Origin of the sequence: Streptomyces sp. PsTaAH-124, assembly GCF_000373685.1 — a bacterium.
In the GTDB taxonomy this organism is placed as follows: domain Bacteria; phylum Actinomycetota; class Actinomycetes; order Streptomycetales; family Streptomycetaceae; genus Streptomyces; species Streptomyces andamanensis.
Genome location: NZ_KB892157.1, coordinates 462,289 through 480,586, shown reverse-complemented (window position 1 = coordinate 480,586; position 18,298 = coordinate 462,289). Strand labels below are relative to the sequence as shown.

Genomic DNA, 18,298 nt, shown 5'->3' with positions numbered 1-18,298 from the left:
CCGTGACACGGCGAACGGACTGGCCCGAGTACTCCGAGCACGAGGACGGGTACGCCGGACACCCGGACACGGCTTCCGGTGCCCCACGAGGGAGGGGCACCGGGGACCGCTACGGCACCGGCGCGTTCCCGGACCCGGGTCCGGACCCCGGCCTTCAGACGGACACCGGGCCGTACGAGCCGTACGGCCTGTACGGACCGGACACGGACGGCGGAGACGGGCAGGGCACCGTGACCGGCTCCCGTACGGGGGGCGCACGCCGGGGCGGTTCGCGTGACGGCGGACCGTACGGCGGGCGCGGGCGTCGCCGGAGGGGTTCCGGCGGGGCACCCGTGGCGGACGGAGACATCTCCTCGCCGAGGGCCGAACAGGGGGAGTCTCCGGGGGACCCGGTGGAGCGGGCGCGGGCGATCTGCCTGCGCCAGCTCACCGGGACCCCGCGCACCCGCAGACAGCTGGCGGACGCCCTGCGCAAGCGGGAGATCCCGGACGAGGTGGCCGAGGAGGTGCTGTCCCGGTTCGAGGAGGTCGGACTGATCGACGACGGAGCGTTCGCGGACGCCTGGGTGGAGTCCCGGCACCACGGACGCGGACTGGCCCGGCGCGCGCTCGCCCAGGAGCTGCGCACCAAGGGCGTCGACACCGCACTGATCGACGAGGCCGTCGGACGGCTCGACGCCGAGCAGGAGGAGGCCACCGCCCGCGAGCTGATCGCCCGCAAGCTGCGCTCCACCCGGGGCCTCGACCGCGACAAGCGGCTGCGCAGGCTGGCCGGCATGCTCGCCCGCAAGGGCTACTCCCAGGGCCTGGCCCTGCGGCTGGTGCGGCAGGCCCTGGAGGAGGAGGGCGAGGACACCGGGTTCCTGGAGGACGGGGACTGACGTCCTCCCGGGGGACGAAGCGCGGTGCCTACGCCTCGCGCGCCTCCGCCGGGACGGACGGCGCCGCCGCCACAGGAAGCCCGGCCGACCGCCACGCCTGGAACCCGCCGATCAGATCGGTCGCCCGGCGCAGGCCGAGCCGGTGCAGGGAGACGGCCGCGAGACTCGACGCATAGCCCTCGTTGCAGATGACGACGACCCGCAGATCGTGACCGGTGGCCTCGGGCAGGTGGTGGCTGCCCCGGGGGTCGAGCCGCCACTCCAGCTCGTTGCGTTCGACGACGACGGCGCCCGGGATCAGCCCGTCCCGCTCCCGCAGCGCGGCGTAGCGGATGTCGACCAGCAGGCCGTCGCCCTCGCGGGCGGCGTCGTACGCCTCCCGCGGTCCGACGCGCACATAGCCCCGGCGCACCCGCTCCAGCAGCTCGTCGATCCCGGTCGGCGGTTCTTCCCCCGCCCCGCTCGCGTGGTGCACATCCGTGCCGCTCGGGTGGTTCAGGTCGTTCACGTCGCTGCCGGTCCTCTCGTGCGGTGCGGGCGGCTCACTGCCAGTCCTCGGGGCGCTCGACCTGCTCCAGCCGCAGGGTCTGCCCGGAGCGGCTGTAGCGGCGGATCCGCGGCAGCGGCGGGTGGTAGGCGTGCACAGAGACAGCGTGCACGGCAGCGGACTCGTTGCGCACCTCGTGGACATGGTGGCGGCCGAAGGCGCGGCCCCGGCCGGCGGGCAGCCGTCGCTCCCGGTCCACGCCCTCGGTGAGTTCCAGGGTCTGCCAGCCGTCGGTGGGCAGCCGGGCGGCGAGCGAGCTCTCCGCCAGTTCGCCGGCGGCGGTGACGAAGGCACCGATCGAGTCGGCGTGGTCGTGCCAGCCGGTGCCGGTGCCGGGCGGCCAGCCGATCAGCCAGGCCTCGCTGCCCCCGGGCCCGTCCAGACGGATCCAGGTGCGGCCCTCGGGATCGAGCGGCAGCGAGGCGATCAGCTCCGTGTCGGCGGCGGCGCGCCGGACGAAGTCGAGCAGCTCCGCCTCGGTGGGCGGCGCGGTGGAAGCGGCGGAGGGGACCGGGGCGGGGGAGGCGGGGGCGGCGGGAGCCGACGCGGAGGCAGCGGAGGCAGAAGCAGACACGGGCACCGTCCTGGAGAGCGTTCGCGGAGCGCGCGCGGCGGCACCCATGAGCATGAGCACGGGTGCGGAACGGAACAGCACGACGGACACGGCTGCGGCGCGCGCGGGAAAAGGGAGAGGCGAATTCAGCAGGACGGACGACACACGCAGCCCGCATAGCGGACGAGGTCCATATGGACCCTCCGCCACAGGCGCACATCGGTGTCGGTCACGATCGGGAGTACACCATGAGGGCCGGAGACGGTCAACTCACCGACACCATCCGGACGGTGGTGACGGTGAGTACCCGAGCGGCGCGTTACGCGTGACGGCGTGGCGCGTGACGGCGTGCGGTCAGTGCGCGCCCGCCTCGGCGTGCGCCCCGGTCGCCGCCGTACCGCCGAGGGCGGCCTCGGCCGCCGAGTAGAGGTCGGCGGGGCGCACCCCGCTCAGGGCGGTGACCAGGTGCCCGTCCGGCCGCACCAGCAGCACGGTGTGGGGGGCGGCGCCCGGATAGCTCTCGGCGACCAGCAGCTCGGCCGGGTGCGGCAGCGCGGTCACCGCGGCGGCCAGCCGGGGCATGATCCCGGCGCTGACCCAGTGCCGCCGCTCCCACACCCCCGTACCCGGCGCGACCAGCACGGCCAGCAGCACACCGCGGCCCAGCCGGTCCCGCAGCGGGACGAACGAGCCGTCCTCCGCCGTCACCACCACGTCCTCCACCGGTGCTCCGACGGGCGTGTCCACAGGTGCCTCCGCGTCGAAGGGCCCGGGGGCGAGCGGCGAGCCGGCGTACGTCCCCGGCGCGCCCAGTGCGCCGCGCCCCAGGTGGCCCTCGATGAGCGCCAGGTCGTGGCCGCGCGCGGCCCCGGGGACGTACGAGCGCAGCCCGCCGCCGCGCAGCACCGGCAGCAGCTGGTCGGCGGCGCGCAGCCGGGCGGCGACCACCGCGCGCCGCTCGCTCTGATAGCTGTCGAGCAGGGCCTCGTGCGGGCCGTGATGCCAGGTCAGGGCCAGTTTCCAGGCGAGGTTGTCGGCGTCCCGCAGCCCCTCGTCGAGTCCCTGCGTGCCGAACGCGCCGAGCAGATGTGCCGCGTCCCCGGCGAGGAACACGCGCCCGTTGCGCCAGCGCCGCGCCACCCGGTGGTGGACCGTGTGCACACCGGTGTCCAGGAGCTCGTAGGCCGGTGCGCTCTCGTCGGTCCAGCCGGTGAGGGTCTCGCGGATGCGGGCGATCAGCAGTTCGGGCGTGATCAGGTCCTTGCCGGGCGGCAGCAGCCAGTCCAGGCGCCACACGTCGTCCGGCAGCGGGCGCGCGGTGATCTCCCCGGCGAAGGGGCCGGAGGTGCGCCAGGGGGGCGTGCGATGGAGGAACGCTTCCTCGGGCCGGGGCAGTCCGGTGCGCAGCGCGGCCACGGCGTACCGCTCGACGGCGGTGCGGCCGGGGAAGCGGATGTCCTGGAGTTTGCGCACGGTCGAGCGCGGTCCGTCGCAGCCGACGAGATGGCTGCCGCGCCACCAGGTGCCGTCCGGGCCGCGGGTGTGGGCGCTCACGCCCGCCGCCTCCTGCTCCAGGGCGTCGAGGCGGCTGTCGGCGGCCAGTTCGATCAGCGGTTCGCGGGCCACGGCGGCGCGCAGGGCGCCGGTCAGGACGTGCTGGGCGATGTGCAGCGGCGCCGGTTCGCTCTCGCCGAAGGCGACCTCGGCCGTCACCTGTTTGCGCCGCATCGCCCACCATCCGGCCCAGCGCAGCCCGGCCCGGCCGAGCGGGGCACCGGCCAGCCGCTCCACGAGGGCCGCGGTGTCCTCGCGCAGCACGACGGTGCGCGCGGCCCGCGCCGGGTCGGTGCCCGGAGTCTCGTCGAGGACGACGGACGGCACCTCCTGACGCGCCAGCGCCAGGGCGAGCGTGAGCCCGACGGGCCCCGCTCCGACGACGATCACCGGATCCACGGCGCGGCGCCCCCTGCCCGCAGCGGTGTCCTGACGGACAGACGTGAACAGACGGTTGGAGCAGGGTGCACGATCACAGAACGTATGCAACCTATTGCCGCTGCTTGCGTCAAGTGACGGGGGCAGCGGTGATCACTCCGCTGCCCCCGTGTCGCGCCCGGCCGGTGACCGTCCGTCAGGCGGCGATCCCCGTCGTCTCCGCGCCCGCCACCGCGGTCGGCGGAAGCACCGCGCCGGTGGACTTCTTGGCGCGCCGCAGCCGGCGTTCCAGCCAGCTCGCGAAGCTGGTGAGGCTGAAGTTCAGCACGATGTAGATGACGGCGACCACGGTGAAGCTCGCGATGGTGTTCGCACCGTAGTACGAACTCATCGGGGAGACCGACGCCAGCAGTTCGGGGAAGGTGAGGATCGCGCCGCCGAGCGCGGTGTCCTTCACGATCACCACCAGCTGGCTGACGATCGCCGGGAGCATCGCGGTGACCGCCTGCGGCAGCAGGATCGACGTCATGATCTGGGTCTTGCGCAGGCCGATGGCCTGACCGGCCTCCGCCTGCCCCTTGGGCAGGGACAGGATGCCCGCCCGGACGATCTCCGCGAGGACCGAGGCGTTGTAGAGGACCAGGCCGGTGACGACGGCGTACAGCGGGCGGTCGTCCGAGCTGACATCGGTGTACTGGGAGAACAGCGCCACCCCGAAGATCATCAGCATCAGCACCGGGATGGCGCGGAAGAACTCCACGATCACGGCGGCCGGTACCCGGATCCAGGCGTGGTCGGAGAGCCGCGCGATCCCGAGGACGGCGCCCAGCGGCAGCGCGATGACCATCGAAAGGGCGGCGGCGATCAGCGTGTTCTTCAGGCCCGGCAGGATGTACGTGGTCCATGCCTCGGAACCGGCGAAGAACGGCTTCCACTTCTCCCAGTCGAGCTGCCCCTTGTCGTTCAGGCCCTGGTAGACCCACCACACGAGCGCGGCGACCGCGACGACGAACACGATCGAGTAGACGATGTTGCGCCGTTTGGCCCTCGGGCCCTGCGCGTCGTACAGCACCGAGGAGCTCATCGCTTCACCGCCACCTTCTTGCTGACCCAGCCGAGGAGCAGACCGGTCGGCAGCGTCAGGCACACGAAGCCGAACGCGAACACCGCCGCGGTCAGCAGGAGCTGTGCCTCGTTCTCCAGGATGTCCTTCATCAGCAGCGCCGCCTCGGCCACACCGATCGCGGCGGCCACCGTGGTGTTCTTGGTGAGCGCGATCAGTACGTTGGTGAGCGGGCCGACGACCGAGCGGAACGCCTGCGGCAGCACCACCAGGGTCAGCACCTGGGTGAAGTTCAGCCCGAGCGCGCGGGCCGCCTCCGCCTGGCCGACCGGCACCGTGTTGATGCCGGAGCGCAGCGCCTCGCAGACGAACGCCGAGGTGTAGGCGATCAGTCCGAGCACGGCGAGCCGGAAGTTGATGGTGTCGAAGTTCTCGGAGCCGAGGCGGACACCGAGGGTCTGGTTCAGGCCCAGCGAGGTGAAGAGGATGATCACCGTCAGCGGGATGTTCCGCACGGTGTTGACGTACGCGGTGCCGAAGCCGCGCATGAGCGGGACCGGGCCGACGCGCATGGCGGCCAGCAGGGTGCCCCAGACGAGGGAGCCGACGGCCGAGAGCAGGGTGAGCTGCACGGTCACCCAGAAGGCCCCCAGCAGGTCGTAGCCTTCAAGAAAGTCGAACACGATCTCCCGTGCTTCCGCGTGTGGTGGACCCCGGTGCGCCGCCCGCGAAGGAGCGGCGCACCGGGCGGGCGCTGGCTCAGCTCTTGATGTCGCCGATCTTCGGCGCCTGCTCGTACTGGTAGTTGGCCGGGCCGAAGTTGGCCTTCACGGCCTTCTCCCAGGAACCGTCCGAGACCATCTCCTCGAGAGCCTTGTTGATCTTGGCCTTGAGGTCGCTGCCCTTCTTGACGCCGATGCCGTAGTTCTCGTTGGTCATCTTCAGGCCGCCCAGCTTGAACTTGCCCTTGAACTGGGGCTGCGAGGCGTAACCGGCGAGGATCGAGTCGTCGGTGGTCAGCGCGTCGATCGCCTTGTTCTGTAGACCGTTCAGGCAGGCCGAGTACGTCGGGTACTTCAGCAGGTTCGCCTGCGGGGCCAGCTTCTCCTTGACGTTCTGCGCCGAGGTCGAACCGGTCACCGAACACAGCTTCTTGCTGTTCAGGTCGCCCGCCGACTTGATCGAGGTGTCGTCGGCGCGGAGCAGGACGTCCTGGTGGGCGAGCAGGTACGGGCCGGCGAAGTCGACCTTCTTCTCGCGCTCCGGGGTGATCGAGTAGGTGGCGGCGATGAACTGCACGTCACCGCGGGCCAGCATGGTCTCGCGGTCGGCGCTCTTCGACTCCTTCCACTCGATCTGGTCCTCGTTGTAACCGAGCTTCTTGGCGACGTACTTGGCCACGTCCACGTCGAAACCGGAGTAGCCCTGCGGCGTCTTCTGGCCGAGGCCCGGCTGGTCGTACTTGATGCCGATGGCGATCTTCTTGCCGTCGCCCGACGACCCGCCGTCCTTCTTGTCCGAACCGCACGCCGTCGCCGAGACGGCGAGGGCGAGCACGACGGCCGAGGCGGCGGTGACCTTGCGGAGCTTCATGCTGAACTTCCTTTGCTGAAAGACGCGGGGACCCGGCGCGGAGCCGGGGCCCCGGCGGTGGTCTGCGGTGCCGCGGGGGCAGGTACAGGGCCGGTGCGACCGGCGGCGACGGACGGCGCGGGTGCCGGCGCGGGCCGGGCGCCGGCCGCGTCGTCCGCACCGGGACCGGCCGACGGCGCACCGCCCGGCGATGGGACGTGCGGGACGCCCGGGGCAGGACCGGCCGCACGGTGCTGCGGTGTCGCGTGGTGCTGCGGTGGTACGGACGTCAGTGGTGCAGGATCTTCGAGAGGAAGTCCTTGGCCCGGTCGCTGCGCGGATTGCTGAAGAACTGGTCGGGCGCAGCCTGCTCGATGATCCGGCCGTCCGCCATGAAGACCACCCGGTTGGCAGCCGATCGGGCGAATCCCATCTCATGGGTGACGACGATCATCGTCATACCGTCCCGGGCGAGCTGCTGCATGACCTCCAGCACCTCGTTGATCATCTCGGGGTCCAGCGCGGAGGTCGGCTCGTCGAACAGCATGACCTTCGGCTCCATCGCCAGCGCCCGCGCGATCGCCACGCGCTGCTGCTGGCCGCCGGAGAGCTGCGCCGGGTACTTGTCCGCCTGCGCCCCCACGCCGACCCGGTCCAGCAGGGCCCGTGCCCGCTCCTCGGCCGCCTGCTTGTCCGTGCGGCGGACCTTGACCTGGCCCAGCGTCACGTTCTCCAGCACGGTCTTGTGCGCGAAGAGGTTGAAGGACTGGAAGACCATGCCGACGTCGGCGCGCAGCCGGGCCAGCTCCTTGCCCTCGGGGGGCAGCGGCTTGCCGTCGATCGTGATCGTGCCGGAGTCGATGGTCTCCAGCCGGTTGATGGTGCGGCACAGGGTCGACTTCCCGGACCCGGAGGGCCCGATGACCACGACGACCTCGCCGCGGGAGATCGTCAGCTCGATGTCCTGGAGCACGTGCAACGCGCCGAAGTGCTTGTTGACGCTCTTCAGGACGACCAGATCGCCGGTCGCGGCCACGTCTTCCTTGGCCACCGATACTTCGGTCATCGCTTTCAGGCTCCGTCCTCATCGGTTTCGCAGGACAGTAGCCACGCCGCGCGACCAGCGTCATTACATCTGAGGTACATCTGAGCATCACGATCCGATAGCAATCGGACACGCGTCGTAGCACGCCCCACGGGACGCGTACCGGCTGGATAACGACCGGCACCCGCGTCCGGCAGCCCCTTGACGGGGTCCTCGTCCATCGGCGTCACTGCCATGGTGCACCCACGCGCGCGTGCACACCGTTTCGCCGCGACCGACGCGGGACGACCACACGATGAACGGGAGGGGCCGGGTTGAGACTGCTCCTGGTCGAGGACGACAACCACGTCGCGGCCGCGCTGTCCGCCATCCTGGCCCGGCACGGCTTCGACGTCACCCACGCCCGCAGCGGCGAGGAGGCCCTCCAGGCGCTCGTCCCCGAGGGGACCTGCTTCGGCGTGGTCCTGCTCGACCTCGGCCTGCCCGACCAGGACGGCTACGAGGTCTGCGGCAAGATCCGCAAGCGCACCAGCACCCCGGTCATCATGGTCACCGCCCGCGCCGACGTCCGCTCCCGCATCCACGGCCTCAACCTCGGCGCCGACGACTACGTCGTCAAGCCCTACGACACCGGGGAACTGCTCGCCCGGATCCACGCCGTCAGCCGCCGCACCGCCCACGAGGACACGGGCGGCGGCGGTGAGGGCGACCTGCGGCTCGGCCCGGTCCACATCGAACTGCCCACCCGGCAGGTCAGCGTGGACGGTACGGCCGTCCAGCTCACCCGCAAGGAGTTCGACCTGCTCGCGCTGCTCGCCCAGCGCCCCGGCGTGGTCTTCCGCCGCGAGCAGATCATCAGCGAGGTGTGGCGCACCAGCTGGGAGGGGACCGGCCGCACCCTGGAGGTGCACGTCGCCTCGCTGCGCTCCAAACTGCGGATGCCGGCCCTGATCGAGACCGTCCGCGGCGTCGGCTACCGCCTCGTCGCCCCGGCCGCGTAGCGGGCACCGGTGCGCACCCGGCTGCTGCCGCTGCTGATCGTCCTGATGGCGGCGGTGCTGCTCGCCCTCGGCTTCCCGCTCGCCGTCAGCCTCGCCGCTGGCGAACAGCAGAAGGCCGTCGTCGACCGCATCGACGACACGGCGCGCTTCGCCGCGCTCGCCCAGTTCGTCACCGACCCGCCCACCGGCTCCCGCCGCACCGTCCCCGACGAGCGCCTGGAGACGCTCCGCCGCGAACTCGCCAGCTACCACGAGGTGTACGGCATCCGGGCCGGTGTCTTCTACCGCACCGGCATGCCCATGGCCAGCGCCCCCGCCGACTGGGCCCTGCCCGCCGGGGGCGAGGTGCGCGAGGCCTTCGACGAGGCCAAGCTGAGCCGCCGCAGCCACGACCCCGCGCAGGTCTGGCCCTGGCAGCGCACCCGGCTCGTCGTCGCCTCGCCCGTCATCCGCGACGGCGACGTCGTCGCGGTCGTCGTCACCGACTCGCCGACCGGGCAGACCCGTTCACGGACCCTGCGGGACTGGCTGATCCTCGGCGCGGGCGAGACCGCCGCCATGCTGGTCGCCGTCGGCGCGGCGCTGCGGCTGACCGGCTGGGTGCTGCGTCCGGTACGGGTGCTCGACGCCACCACCCACGACATCGCCACCGGACGGCTCAAGTCCCGGGTGGCGGTGGCCGGCGGTCCGCCGGAACTCCGGCGCCTCGCCCGGTCGTTCAACGAGATGGCCGACCACGTCCAGGACGTGCTGGAGCAGCAGCGCGCCTTCGTCGCCGACGCCTCCCACCAACTGCGCAACCCGCTGGCCGCCCTCCTGCTGCGCATCGAACTGCTCGCCCTCGAACTGCCCGAGGACAACGAGGAGATCGCCTCCGTCCGCACCGAGGGCAAGCGCCTCGCCCAGGTTCTGGACGACCTGCTGGACCTGGCGCTCGCCGAGCACGCCGAGGCGGATCTGCGGCTCATCGACATCGGCGCGCTGACCGGGGAGCGGGTGGCCGCCTGGGCGCCGACCGCCGAGGCCAAGGGGGTGCGGCTGGTGGGGGAGTGCCCGGCCACCACCGCCTGGGCCGACCCGGTGGCGCTGTCCTCCGCGCTGGACGCGGTGATCGACAACGCGCTGAAGTTCACCCCGGCGGGAGAGCGCGTCGACGTGGCGGTCTCCGGCGGCGGCGCCACCTCCACGATCGTCGTCGCCGACCGTGGCCCCGGCCTCACCGACGAGGAACTGGCCCGCGTCGGCGACCGGTTCTGGCGCAGCGGCCGCCACCAGAACATCAAGGGCTCCGGTCTCGGCCTGTCCATCTCCCGCGCGCTGCTCGCCGCGGGCGGCGGCTCCATCGGCTACGCGGCCCACCGCGCCGAGGAGCCGCGCGGACTGAGGGTGACGGTGACCGTACCGAGGACCGAACCGGCCGCCCGGCCCCGCTCCGGAGCGGCGGCGACCTGAGGAGACACGGGGCTCGCGGCGGAGGCGAACGCGGCTGCGGGCCTCAGGGCTTGACGGACCGGTAGTAGCGCCGGGCGCCCTCGTGCAGCACCAGCGGATCGGTGTAGATCGCGGTGCGCAGATCGACGAGCTGGGCGGAGTGCACATGCGCGCCGATGCGGTCGCGGCTGTCGATCACGGTCCGGGTCAGCCACTCGGTGAGCCGCGGGTCCACGTCCGCGCGGGTCATCAGCAGGTTGGACACGGCGATGGTCGGCACGGTCGCACCGTCCTGGACCGCCGGGTACGCCGACTCCGGCATGTTGGTCGCGCGGTAGTAGCGCGTGGCGCCGCCCTCCGCGTGCAGCCGCCCCACCAGACCGGCGTCGATCGGCACGAACCGGAAGGCGAACTTCGAGGCGAGCTGCGTGAGCCCGTCCGTGGGCAGCCCGCCCGACCAGAAGAACGCGTCGATCGCGTGCGTACGCAGCCGTCCGGGGCCGGTGTCGATGCCGTCGGCCACGGGCTCGATGCCGTGCTGCGGATCGATCCCGGCGGCGGCCAGCACCCGGTTCGCGATCAGCCGCACACCCGACTCCGGGGGCCCGACCGCGACCCGCTTGCCCCGCAGGTCCGCGACCGAACGTATCGGCGAGTCACGGGCCACCACGAGCTGCACGTAGTCGTCGTAGAGCCGGGCGACACCGCGCAGGTCGGACGCGCCCGGACCGTGGTCCAGGACGTACGTCTCCACGGCGTCGGCGGCGGCGATGGTGAAGTCGGCCTTGCCGGTCGCCACGCGCGTGACGTTCTCCTGCGAACCGTCGCTGGTCAGCAGCCGCACCTTCAGGTCCGGCATGTCCTTGGCGAACGCGGCGCGCAGCCGTACGCCGTACTCCTGGTAGACACCGCGGGTGGTCCCGGTGCTGAAGGCGATCGTCCCCCTCGGCGGGCCGTCCCCCAGCGGCATCAGCCACCACAGCAGCAGCCCGAGGACCACGGCACCGGCGGCCGCGCCCATGAGGCCGCGGCGCCTGCGGGTGGAGGAGAACAGCTTGGGCATGCGCGCGATCCTGCCAGCCGGGCGCCGCCCTGACCAGGGCCGGTCCGCCGTTCCCGTGGTGCGGGACGGACGCGCGGCGGCGGGGGCGCCCACCGGACACGCTCGGCGCGGGCGCTGTCACAGGTGCCGGTTAGAGTCGCCGTATGAGTTCTTCGCCCGCCGCCCTCGTCCGACAGTTCCACCGGGCCTTCGGGCTCGACGTCCGCAGCACTCCCGCCCAGGTCCCGCCGCAGCTGGCGGCCCACCGGGGCGAACTGCTCGCCGAGGAGGCGGCCGAGGTCGCCGAGGTCTCCGTCGGGGGACCGCTGGACCACCTGGCGCACGAACTGGCCGACGTGGTCTACGTGGCGTACGGCACCGCCCTGGTGCACGGCATCGACCTCGACGAGGTGATCGCCGAGATCCACCGCGCGAACATGAGCAAGCTGGGCCCCGACGGACAGGTCGCCCGCCGGGCCGACGGCAAGGTGCTCAAGGGCGAGCACTACCGCGCGCCGGACGTCGCGGCCGTCCTGCGCGCCCAGGGCTGGGACCCCGAGGCCGACGACCGGGACTGACCGGCCGAGTCGAGCGACCGGGGCTGATGGGCCGAGTCGAGTCGAGTCGGGGCTGGCCGGACCGCCGGGGGACCGGGCGGGCCGGTCGGCCGGTGCGAGCGGCCCGCAGCGATCCGGAGCGGCCCGCCGCGCGCTCGGCGCGGGCCCGGCGCGGGCCCGCGGCGATCAGCGACGACCCGTGCCGAGGCGCGCGGGCTCGGCCGCCGCCGGACCCCCGGCCCCGGCGGCCCCGGACACGCGCTCGCCGGGCCACGGGCGTACGCACCGCAGCGCCAGCACCAGCGCCAGCCCGCACAGGCTCACCACGTCCTTGAACGCCCGCCGGGTCGACGCCTCCAGGCCGGGGAAGGCGAACCCCGGCGCCTGCGGCATCAGCGCGGCCCAGAACCACGGCGAGCGCGCCGCCGCACCGGCCTCGAACACCCCGGCGACCAGCAGCGGCACCACGACCACCAGATAGTGCTCGTAGGACGGCCGGGACACCAGGTACGACGCGAGCATGAGCATGGCAGCGGTGTCCGCGAGCCGGGCCGGACCGGGATCCGCGCGCCGCCAGCGCCGCCCGGCACACACCACCCCGGCCGCGGCGGCCGCGAGCGCCACCGCCTCGGCCGCCGTCCGCGGCACCCCGAGCCGGGGCAGCACCGCGGGCAGGGAGCAGTCGAAGGGCCGCATCAGCGCGTCACCGCCCCTGAGCAGGAAGGGCAGGGTGCGGGTGAAGAACCCGCCCGGATCCGGCATGACCAGCGCCATGCCCGCGGACAGCGCCAGCGGCAGCGCCACCGTCCAGGCGAGGGCGCGCCACTGCCGGGCCAGGACCAGCAGGAGGGCGACGGGCACCAGCAGCGGTTTCACCGCCACGGAGAGCCCGAGGACCACACCGGCGGCACCCCAGCGCCCGCGGTCGGCCAGCAGCAGCGCCAGCGGCAGCGCCAGCGCGCCGACCGCCGTCCAGTTGCCGAGGTCGATCAGATGGCCGACCGGAGCCCAGCACAGGACGAGACCGAGCAGCCCCAGTACCGCGAACCGGCTGCGCGCCGGTACCCGGAACAGCCGCAGCGCGCACCACCAGCCCGCCGCGACCAGCCCCACGCACACCACCGGAGCGGCGACCCGCAGCACGGCGGCGGGCAGCAGCGCCTGCCCGGCCGCGAACAGCACCGCGCTCGGCAGATAGAGGAAGCGCCGGTCGCCGTACGGGGCGCCGCCGTGCAGCCACACCTGCCCGGCGTGGACGACGAAGGCGTTGTCCATGCCGCCCTGGGCGTCCGCCACCGCCACGTGCGCGGCGCGGGCCGCCAGAACCGCGGCGAGCAGGACGAACCACACCGCACCGGCCGGACGCAGCAGCCAGGCCCGTGGTGCGGCGGCCGGGACCGGGGCCGGGTCGGGGGCGGAGGTCCGCGGGGCGTCACGAAGCTGCATCACTGGTACCTGTCCGGGAGAGGCCGCCACGAGCCGGACGGCCCGGAGAAACCCGGTTCCTCCCGGTGGAACCGGTAGGAACCGGGAGGAACCGCGAGGAACCGATGGGCGTCTCTGGGCGTTTCTGGGGGCCTATGGGTGGGTTCGGCTGGCTGGGTTCGGCCCATTCTGGGTCCGCCGTCGCCGTCCCGGAGCCACCGGCCGCCCGCGCGCCGCTTGTGTCGCGCCGCGCGGCGGCGGCGCACAGGCCGCGCACGCGCCGTGCAGCGTGCCGTGCGCCCCTCGGCCCGCGCCGCCCGATCGGCCGTCCGGGTGTACTTCCGCGAGCGCCTACCCTTAGGGGCATGAGCAGCATCGACCGGAGCCGAGAAGTGGGCGTCACGCGCAGCTACGAGATCCGCACCTACGGATGCCAGATGAACGTCCACGACTCCGAGCGGCTGGCCGGGCTGCTGGAGGACGCGGGGTACGTGCGGGCCCCCGAGGGGGCGGACGGCGACGCGGACGTCGTCGTCTTCAACACCTGCGCCGTCCGGGAGAACGCCGACAACCGCCTCTACGGCAACCTCGGCCACCTCGCGCCGAAGAAGGCCGCGCGCCCCGGGATGCAGATCGCGGTCGGCGGCTGCCTGGCGCAGAAGGACCGCGACACCATCGTCAAGAAGGCGCCCTGGGTGGACGTCGTCTTCGGCACGCACAACATCGGCAAGCTGCCCGTCCTGCTGGAGCGCGCCCGCGTCCAGGAGGAGGCCCAGGTCGAGATCGCCGAGTCCCTGGAGGCCTTCCCCTCCACGCTGCCCACCCGGCGCGAGAGCGCGTACGCGGCCTGGGTGTCCATCTCGGTCGGCTGCAACAACACCTGCACCTTCTGCATCGTCCCCGCGCTGCGCGGCAAGGAGAAGGACCGCCGCCCCGGCGACATCCTCGCCGAGGTCGAGGCCCTGGTCGCCGAGGGCGTCTCGGAGATCACCCTGCTCGGCCAGAACGTCAACGCGTACGGCTCCGACATCGGCGACCGCGAGGCGTTCAGCAAGCTGCTGCGGGCCTGCGGCGCGATCGACGGCCTGGAGCGGGTCCGCTTCACCTCCCCGCACCCGCGCGACTTCACCGACGACGTGATCGCGGCCATGGCCGAGACGCCCAACGTGATGCCGCAGCTGCACATGCCCCTCCAGTCCGGTTCGGACACGGTTTTGAAGGCGATGCGTCGCTCCTACCGCCAGGAGCGTTACCTCGGGATCATCGAGAAGGTGCGCGCCGCCATCCCGCACGCCGCGATCACCACCGACATCATCGTGGGCTTCCCCGGCGAGACCGAGGAGGACTTCGAGCAGACGCTGCACGTGGTGCGCGAGGCGCGGTTCGCGCAGGCGTTCACCTTCCAGTACTCCAAGCGCCCCGGCACCCCGGCCGCCGAGATGGCGGACCAGATCCCCAAGGCGGTCGTCCAGGCGCGCTACGAGCGTCTTGTCGCCCTCCAGGAGGAGATCTCCTGGGAGGAGAACAAGAAGCAGGTCGGCCGCACCCTGGAGCTGATGGTCGCCGAGGGCGAGGGCCGCAAGGACGGCGCCACCCACCGGCTCTCCGGCCGCGCCCCCGACAGCCGCCTGGTCCACTTCACCAAGCCGGACCAGGACGTCCGCCCCGGTGACGTGGTCACGGTCGAGATCACCTACGCGGCCCCGCACCACCTGCTCGCCGAGGGCCCTGTGCTGGACGTGCGCCGCACCCGCGCGGGAGACGCCTGGGAGAAGCGCACCGCCGGGGCGGCCGCCGAGCCCGCCGGTGTGATGCTGGGCCTGCCGAAGATCGGCGTCCCGGAACCGCTGCCGGTCGCCGCGAACAGCGGCTGCGGCTGCGACTGACCCGGAGACCGGCCGCGGGGGCCGTCGGCCTGTCGCGACGGGCCCGGTGACCGTCCTGACCCCTGGCTCGGCCCGGACCGGGTTCGTGACCGGTCCCGGGGCCGTCCTGGACGGGCGGGCCGCGGACGGGGCCCGGCTGGTCCCGATCGCGTCCGGGGTGTGCTCGGAGCATGTCCGGACGGACCTGCTCCAGGGCGGCGCGCGAGCGTGTCCCACCGGGGCGCGCCGAGCGGGCGCGGTTCTGCCTTGCGCGCCCTGGTCGAGCCCGAGTGGGTCCCTGGCGGCTTCCGGGACGGTCCGTGGCCCCGCTCCGCTCCCGGGCGCCTGCTCCCGGGCGCCTGCTTCTGGGGCTGCTCCCGGGCCTCCCGGCACGCTGCGGGCCGTTCCGGCTTTCCGGCCAGAGGCGCGCCGCGTGGGCTGCGGGCCGCCACCCCGGCCCGGACCGGTCCGAGCCGGTGGGCGGGATCGACCGTCCGGAACGGGCTGCGGGAGCGGCACCGAGCCGCCCCGGACCGGCCGTGGCCGGTTCCCGTCCCCACCCGGAGCGCGCGCATCCCGACCTGGCGGGGACGGCCGTCCGGCGCCCGGTGCCGCGCGTTACGCTGCCGGGCATGCTTGTCGCCGCCGCAGTCTGCCCCTGTCCGCCCCTCCTCGTCCCCGCGGTCGCACAGGGAGCCGCGCCCGAGCTGGCTGCCGCGCGCGCCGCGTGCACGGACGCGCTGGGCGTGCTCGCCGCCGCCCGGCCCGACCTGCTCGTGGTCGTGGGCCCCGCCGAGCGGTCCGGCCGGGGCCCGCACCCCGAAAGTGCCCGCGGCTCCTTCCGGGGCTTCGGCGTGGACCTGGACGTCCGGCTCGGCTTGGACCGGGGTGAGGGCACCGGCGAGGGCACGGGCACCGGCGCGCCCGAGCGTGCGCTGCCGCCGTCGCTAGCCGTGGGCGCGTGGCTGCTGGAGCGGACCGGCTGGTCCGACTGCCCGGTCGAGGGGCTGGGGGTGGGAGAGCCCCTGGCGCCCGAGCGGTGCGTCGCGGCGGGCCGCGATCTGGCCGCGCGGTCCGCGCGGGTCGCCCTCCTGGTGATGGGCGACGGCAGCGCCTGCCGCTCGCTCAAGGCGCCGGGGTACCTGGACGAGCGGGCCGAGCCCTTCGACGCGGCGGCCGCCCGCGCGCTCGGCGCGGCGGACGTTCAGGCCCTGACCTCCCTCGACGCCGAGATGGCGTACGCGCTCAAGGTGTCCGGCCGGGCCCCGTGGCAGGTGCTCGCGGGCGCGGCCCAGGGCGCCGGGCTCGCCGGGACGCTGCTGTACGACGAGGCACCGTACGGCGTGGGCTACTTCGTGGCGGCCTGGTCCTGAGCGACCGCACCGGCGCGAGCGCCGCGTGCGCGGCGCGGTACGGGCGCGCACACGCGGGGCGCGGGGGCCGGGAGCGTACGTCTCCCGGCCCCCGCCCCCCGCGTGTGCGCTTTGCGCACTGTCCGTGTACTTCCGCGCGCTGTTCCGCGTCACGACGCGGGCGGCGGCCCCTGCGGCGGTGTCTGCGGGGGCGGTGTCCGGTCCGTGCCGGAGCCGGAACCCGGGGCCGTCCCCGGAGGTTCCTGAGCCGGAGCGGCCGGTTCGGACGCGGGAGCACCGGTGTCCGCGCCGCCCGGGTGGGCGAGCCGGTCCACGGCCTCCTTCGCCTTGCCCGTACCCGCGTGGATCTTGTCGCTGTACTTGCCCTTGGTCTTCTCGTCGACCATCTTCGCGGCCTTGTCGAGCCCCTGCTCGATCGAGCCCCCGTGCCGCTGCGCGAGGTCCGACACCTTGTCCCTGGCCGGGCCGAGCCTGGCCCTCACGTTGTCCAGCAGACCCATGGTTCACCTTCCCTGGCGGGGCAGTTACCTGCGGGCGCCCTCGCCGGCCGTGTGCTCGGCCGCCTCGTCGGCGGACTGCTGCTCGGGGATGCCGACGCCCTCGGCGGCGGCCTCCGCCGCCTCCTCGTCGGCGGCGCTCCCGGATCCGGCGTCCGGCGTCCGCGCCGACGGCGTGTCCGCCGGCTCCGCCGTGCCGACCGCGCTGTTGTCGCCGCCGCTCCCGGCCGCGTCGCCGTCCGTCCCGGGGGCGGCTTGCGCCGCCTGGGCCGCACCGGCCGGCTCCGCCGCGGACGACGTCTCCTCGGTGGCCTTCGACCTCCGGAGAAGTCGCGCAAAAACGCCCATGTCAACTCCATACGTTACTCGTGCGGGCGGCATCCCGCGTAGCCCGGTGTTCCGCTCGCGGCGCCCCGTACCACCGCCCGCCGGCGTCCGGCCGCGGGAACCTCGCAACGGGCAACGACCCGGCGCGCACGCCGTCACGTAACTCGTTCGAGGCGGCCGCCGGAGGTTTGCGAGACTGGTGCGGTGAGCAGCGCACCCCCCGCCCCCCGCGTCATCGCCGTCGTCGGCCCCACCGCGGCCGGAAAGTCCGATCTGGGCGTATTCCTGGCCCAACGCCTCGGCGGTGAGGTCGTCAACGCCGACTCCATGCAGCTCTACCGAGGGATGGACATCGGCACGGCCAAACTGACGCCCGAGGAGCGCGGCGGCGTGCCGCACCATCTGCTGGACGTCTGGGACGTGACCGTCACCGCCTCCGTCGCCGAGTATCAGCGGCTCGCCCGGGAGCGCATCGACGCCCTGCTCGCCGAGGGGCGCTGGCCGGTCCTGGTCGGCGGCTCCGGGCTCTATGTGCGCGGGGCGGTCGACGACCTCCGGTTCCCCGGCACCGACCCCGTGGTGCGGGCCCGGCTGGAGGAGGAGCTGACGCTGCGCGGCTCCGGCGCGCTGCACGCGCGGCTCGCCGCCGCCGACCCGGAGGCCGCGCGCGCCATCCTGCCCGGCAACGGCCGCCGCATCGTCCGCGCGCTGGAGGTGATCGAGATCACCGGCCAGCCCTTCACGGCCAATCTGCCCGGCCACGACTCCGTCTACGACACGGTGCAGATCGGGGTCGACGTCGCGCGCCCCGAGCTGGACGAGCGCATCGCGCGCCGGGTCGACCGGATGTGGGAGGCGGGGCTCGTGGAGGAGGTGCGCGCGCTGGAGGCGCACGGCCTGCGCTCCGGGCGTACGGCGTCCCGGGCGCTCGGCTACCAACAGGTGCTCACGGCGCTCGCGGGGGAGTGCACGCTCGAAGAGGCGCGCACGGAGACCGTGCGCGCCACCAAGCGCTTCGCGCGCCGTCAGGACTCCTGGTTCCGGCGCGACCCGCGCGTGCACTGGCTGAGCGGAGCCGCCGCGGACCTCGCGGAACTTCCGGACCTGGCGCTGGCGTTGGTGGAACGACCGGTTACAGCCTGATCACGTGATGGCATCGGGAAGCTCAGGCCGTCATCCGGGCCTTC

The 18,298-nt window shown here is 73.6% G+C and carries 19 protein-coding genes; 7 read left to right on the top strand and 12 right to left on the bottom strand.

Features of this window, described 5'->3' with window-relative positions:
- The first annotated feature begins 2 nt into the window (after positions 1-2).
- A complete protein-coding gene (recX, locus tag B086_RS0101845) occupies positions 3-881 on the top strand; it encodes a recombination regulator RecX (protein WP_018564721.1) in 879 nt (292 codons plus the stop codon).
- A gap of 28 nt (positions 882-909) precedes the next feature.
- On the opposite strand, the gene B086_RS0101840 is transcribed toward recX, so the two are convergent.
- The 8 genes from B086_RS0101840 to B086_RS0101810 form a co-directional block, all read right to left on the bottom strand.
- Positions 910-1,389, bottom strand: a complete 480-nt coding sequence (locus tag B086_RS0101840; RefSeq protein WP_018564720.1) for a rhodanese-like domain-containing protein — start codon at positions 1,387-1,389, stop codon at positions 910-912.
- 34 nt (positions 1,390-1,423) lie between these two features.
- Positions 1,424-2,050: a cysteine dioxygenase gene (locus tag B086_RS0101835; RefSeq protein ID WP_078530947.1), complete on the bottom strand. Its 627-nt coding sequence runs from the start codon at positions 2,048-2,050 to the stop codon at positions 1,424-1,426.
- 77 nt (positions 2,051-2,127) lie between these two features.
- The gene (locus tag B086_RS46045; protein WP_309544753.1) at positions 2,128-2,199 is read right to left on the bottom strand and encodes a putative leader peptide; all 72 of its coding nucleotides are present in this window, start codon (positions 2,197-2,199) and stop codon (positions 2,128-2,130) included.
- Positions 2,200-2,335: 136 nt separating this feature from the next.
- Positions 2,336-3,934: an FAD-dependent monooxygenase gene (locus B086_RS0101830; RefSeq protein ID WP_018564718.1), complete on the bottom strand. Its 1,599-nt coding sequence runs from the start codon at positions 3,932-3,934 to the stop codon at positions 2,336-2,338.
- 175 nt (positions 3,935-4,109) lie between these two features.
- A complete protein-coding gene (locus B086_RS0101825) occupies positions 4,110-4,997 on the bottom strand; it encodes an amino acid ABC transporter permease (protein ID WP_018564717.1) in 888 nt (295 codons plus the stop codon).
- A complete protein-coding gene (locus B086_RS0101820; RefSeq protein ID WP_018564716.1) occupies positions 4,994-5,659 on the bottom strand; it encodes an amino acid ABC transporter permease in 666 nt (221 codons plus the stop codon). Before B086_RS0101820 ends, B086_RS0101825 begins: the two co-directional genes overlap by 4 nt.
- A 76-nt stretch (positions 5,660-5,735) precedes the next feature.
- Positions 5,736-6,569, bottom strand: a complete 834-nt coding sequence (locus B086_RS0101815) for a glutamate ABC transporter substrate-binding protein (protein WP_018564715.1) — start codon at positions 6,567-6,569, stop codon at positions 5,736-5,738.
- 268 nt (positions 6,570-6,837) lie between these two features.
- Positions 6,838-7,614, bottom strand: coding sequence for an amino acid ABC transporter ATP-binding protein (locus tag B086_RS0101810; RefSeq protein WP_018564714.1), 777 nt, complete (start codon positions 7,612-7,614; stop codon positions 6,838-6,840).
- A 293-nt stretch (positions 7,615-7,907) separates the two neighbouring features.
- Here B086_RS0101810 and B086_RS0101805 point away from each other — a divergent pair, with 293 nt between their 5' ends.
- On the top strand, positions 7,908-8,594 hold the full coding sequence (locus B086_RS0101805; RefSeq protein WP_018564713.1) for a response regulator transcription factor: 687 nt from the start codon (positions 7,908-7,910) through the stop codon (positions 8,592-8,594).
- A 9-nt stretch (positions 8,595-8,603) separates the two neighbouring features.
- Positions 8,604-10,046 (top strand): sensor histidine kinase, encoded by a 1,443-nt coding sequence (locus B086_RS0101800; RefSeq protein WP_018564712.1) that lies wholly within the window; start codon positions 8,604-8,606, stop codon positions 10,044-10,046.
- A gap of 43 nt (positions 10,047-10,089) precedes the next feature.
- On the opposite strand, the gene B086_RS0101795 is transcribed toward B086_RS0101800, so the two are convergent.
- Positions 10,090-11,088: a TAXI family TRAP transporter solute-binding subunit gene (locus B086_RS0101795; protein ID WP_018564711.1), complete on the bottom strand. Its 999-nt coding sequence runs from the start codon at positions 11,086-11,088 to the stop codon at positions 10,090-10,092.
- 143 nt (positions 11,089-11,231) lie between these two features.
- Between B086_RS0101795 and B086_RS0101790 the strand changes: the two genes are divergently transcribed.
- Positions 11,232-11,645, top strand: coding sequence for a MazG nucleotide pyrophosphohydrolase domain-containing protein (locus B086_RS0101790; protein ID WP_018564710.1), 414 nt, complete (start codon positions 11,232-11,234; stop codon positions 11,643-11,645).
- 165 nt (positions 11,646-11,810) lie between these two features.
- On the opposite strand, the gene B086_RS0101785 is transcribed toward B086_RS0101790, so the two are convergent.
- A complete protein-coding gene (locus B086_RS0101785) occupies positions 11,811-13,070 on the bottom strand; it encodes a glycosyltransferase family 87 protein (protein WP_018564709.1) in 1,260 nt (419 codons plus the stop codon).
- A 344-nt stretch (positions 13,071-13,414) separates the two neighbouring features.
- Here B086_RS0101785 and miaB point away from each other — a divergent pair, with 344 nt between their 5' ends.
- Together miaB and B086_RS0101775 are read left to right on the top strand one after the other, a co-directional pair.
- A complete protein-coding gene (gene miaB, locus B086_RS0101780; RefSeq protein WP_026252003.1) occupies positions 13,415-14,935 on the top strand; it encodes a tRNA (N6-isopentenyl adenosine(37)-C2)-methylthiotransferase MiaB in 1,521 nt (506 codons plus the stop codon).
- Between the two features lie 611 nt (positions 14,936-15,546).
- The gene (locus B086_RS0101775; RefSeq protein WP_026252002.1) at positions 15,547-16,287 is read left to right on the top strand and encodes a class III extradiol dioxygenase subunit B-like domain-containing protein; all 741 of its coding nucleotides are present in this window, start codon (positions 15,547-15,549) and stop codon (positions 16,285-16,287) included.
- A gap of 149 nt (positions 16,288-16,436) precedes the next feature.
- On the opposite strand, the gene B086_RS0101770 is transcribed toward B086_RS0101775, so the two are convergent.
- Complete coding sequence (locus B086_RS0101770) at positions 16,437-16,787, bottom strand: antitoxin (protein ID WP_018564706.1); 351 nt, start codon at positions 16,785-16,787, stop codon at positions 16,437-16,439.
- Between the two features lie 24 nt (positions 16,788-16,811).
- Entirely contained in the window at positions 16,812-17,132 is a 321-nt protein-coding gene (locus tag B086_RS0101765) for a hypothetical protein (RefSeq protein WP_018564705.1), read from the bottom strand.
- A gap of 183 nt (positions 17,133-17,315) precedes the next feature.
- Between B086_RS0101765 and miaA the strand changes: the two genes are divergently transcribed.
- Positions 17,316-18,254, top strand: coding sequence for a tRNA (adenosine(37)-N6)-dimethylallyltransferase MiaA (miaA, locus tag B086_RS0101760; protein WP_018564704.1), 939 nt, complete (start codon positions 17,316-17,318; stop codon positions 18,252-18,254).
- The last annotated feature ends 44 nt before the right edge of the window (positions 18,255-18,298 follow it).

What these genes read in the sequence shown, in the direction of transcription:
- B086_RS0101770 (WP_018564706.1), bottom strand. Translation starts at nt 16,787, where the DNA reads ATGGGTCTGCTGGACAACGTGAGGGCCAGGCTCGGCCCGGCCAGGGAC.
- B086_RS0101825 (WP_018564717.1), bottom strand. Translation starts at nt 4,997, where the DNA reads ATGAGCTCCTCGGTGCTGTACGACGCGCAGGGCCCGAGGGCCAAACGG.
- B086_RS0101815 (WP_018564715.1), bottom strand. Translation starts at nt 6,569, where the DNA reads ATGAAGCTCCGCAAGGTCACCGCCGCCTCGGCCGTCGTGCTCGCCCTC.
- B086_RS0101810 (WP_018564714.1), bottom strand. Translation starts at nt 7,614, where the DNA reads ATGACCGAAGTATCGGTGGCCAAGGAAGACGTGGCCGCGACCGGCGAT.
- B086_RS0101765 (WP_018564705.1), bottom strand. Translation starts at nt 17,132, where the DNA reads ATGGGCGTTTTTGCGCGACTTCTCCGGAGGTCGAAGGCCACCGAGGAG.
- B086_RS0101790 (WP_018564710.1), top strand. Translation starts at nt 11,232, where the DNA reads ATGAGTTCTTCGCCCGCCGCCCTCGTCCGACAGTTCCACCGGGCCTTC.
- miaB (WP_026252003.1), top strand. Translation starts at nt 13,415, where the DNA reads ATGAGCAGCATCGACCGGAGCCGAGAAGTGGGCGTCACGCGCAGCTAC.
- B086_RS0101775 (WP_026252002.1), top strand. Translation starts at nt 15,547, where the DNA reads ATGCTTGTCGCCGCCGCAGTCTGCCCCTGTCCGCCCCTCCTCGTCCCC.
- B086_RS0101835 (WP_078530947.1), bottom strand. Translation starts at nt 2,050, where the DNA reads ATGGGTGCCGCCGCGCGCGCTCCGCGAACGCTCTCCAGGACGGTGCCC.
- B086_RS0101795 (WP_018564711.1), bottom strand. Translation starts at nt 11,088, where the DNA reads ATGCCCAAGCTGTTCTCCTCCACCCGCAGGCGCCGCGGCCTCATGGGC.
- B086_RS0101785 (WP_018564709.1), bottom strand. Translation starts at nt 13,070, where the DNA reads ATGCAGCTTCGTGACGCCCCGCGGACCTCCGCCCCCGACCCGGCCCCG.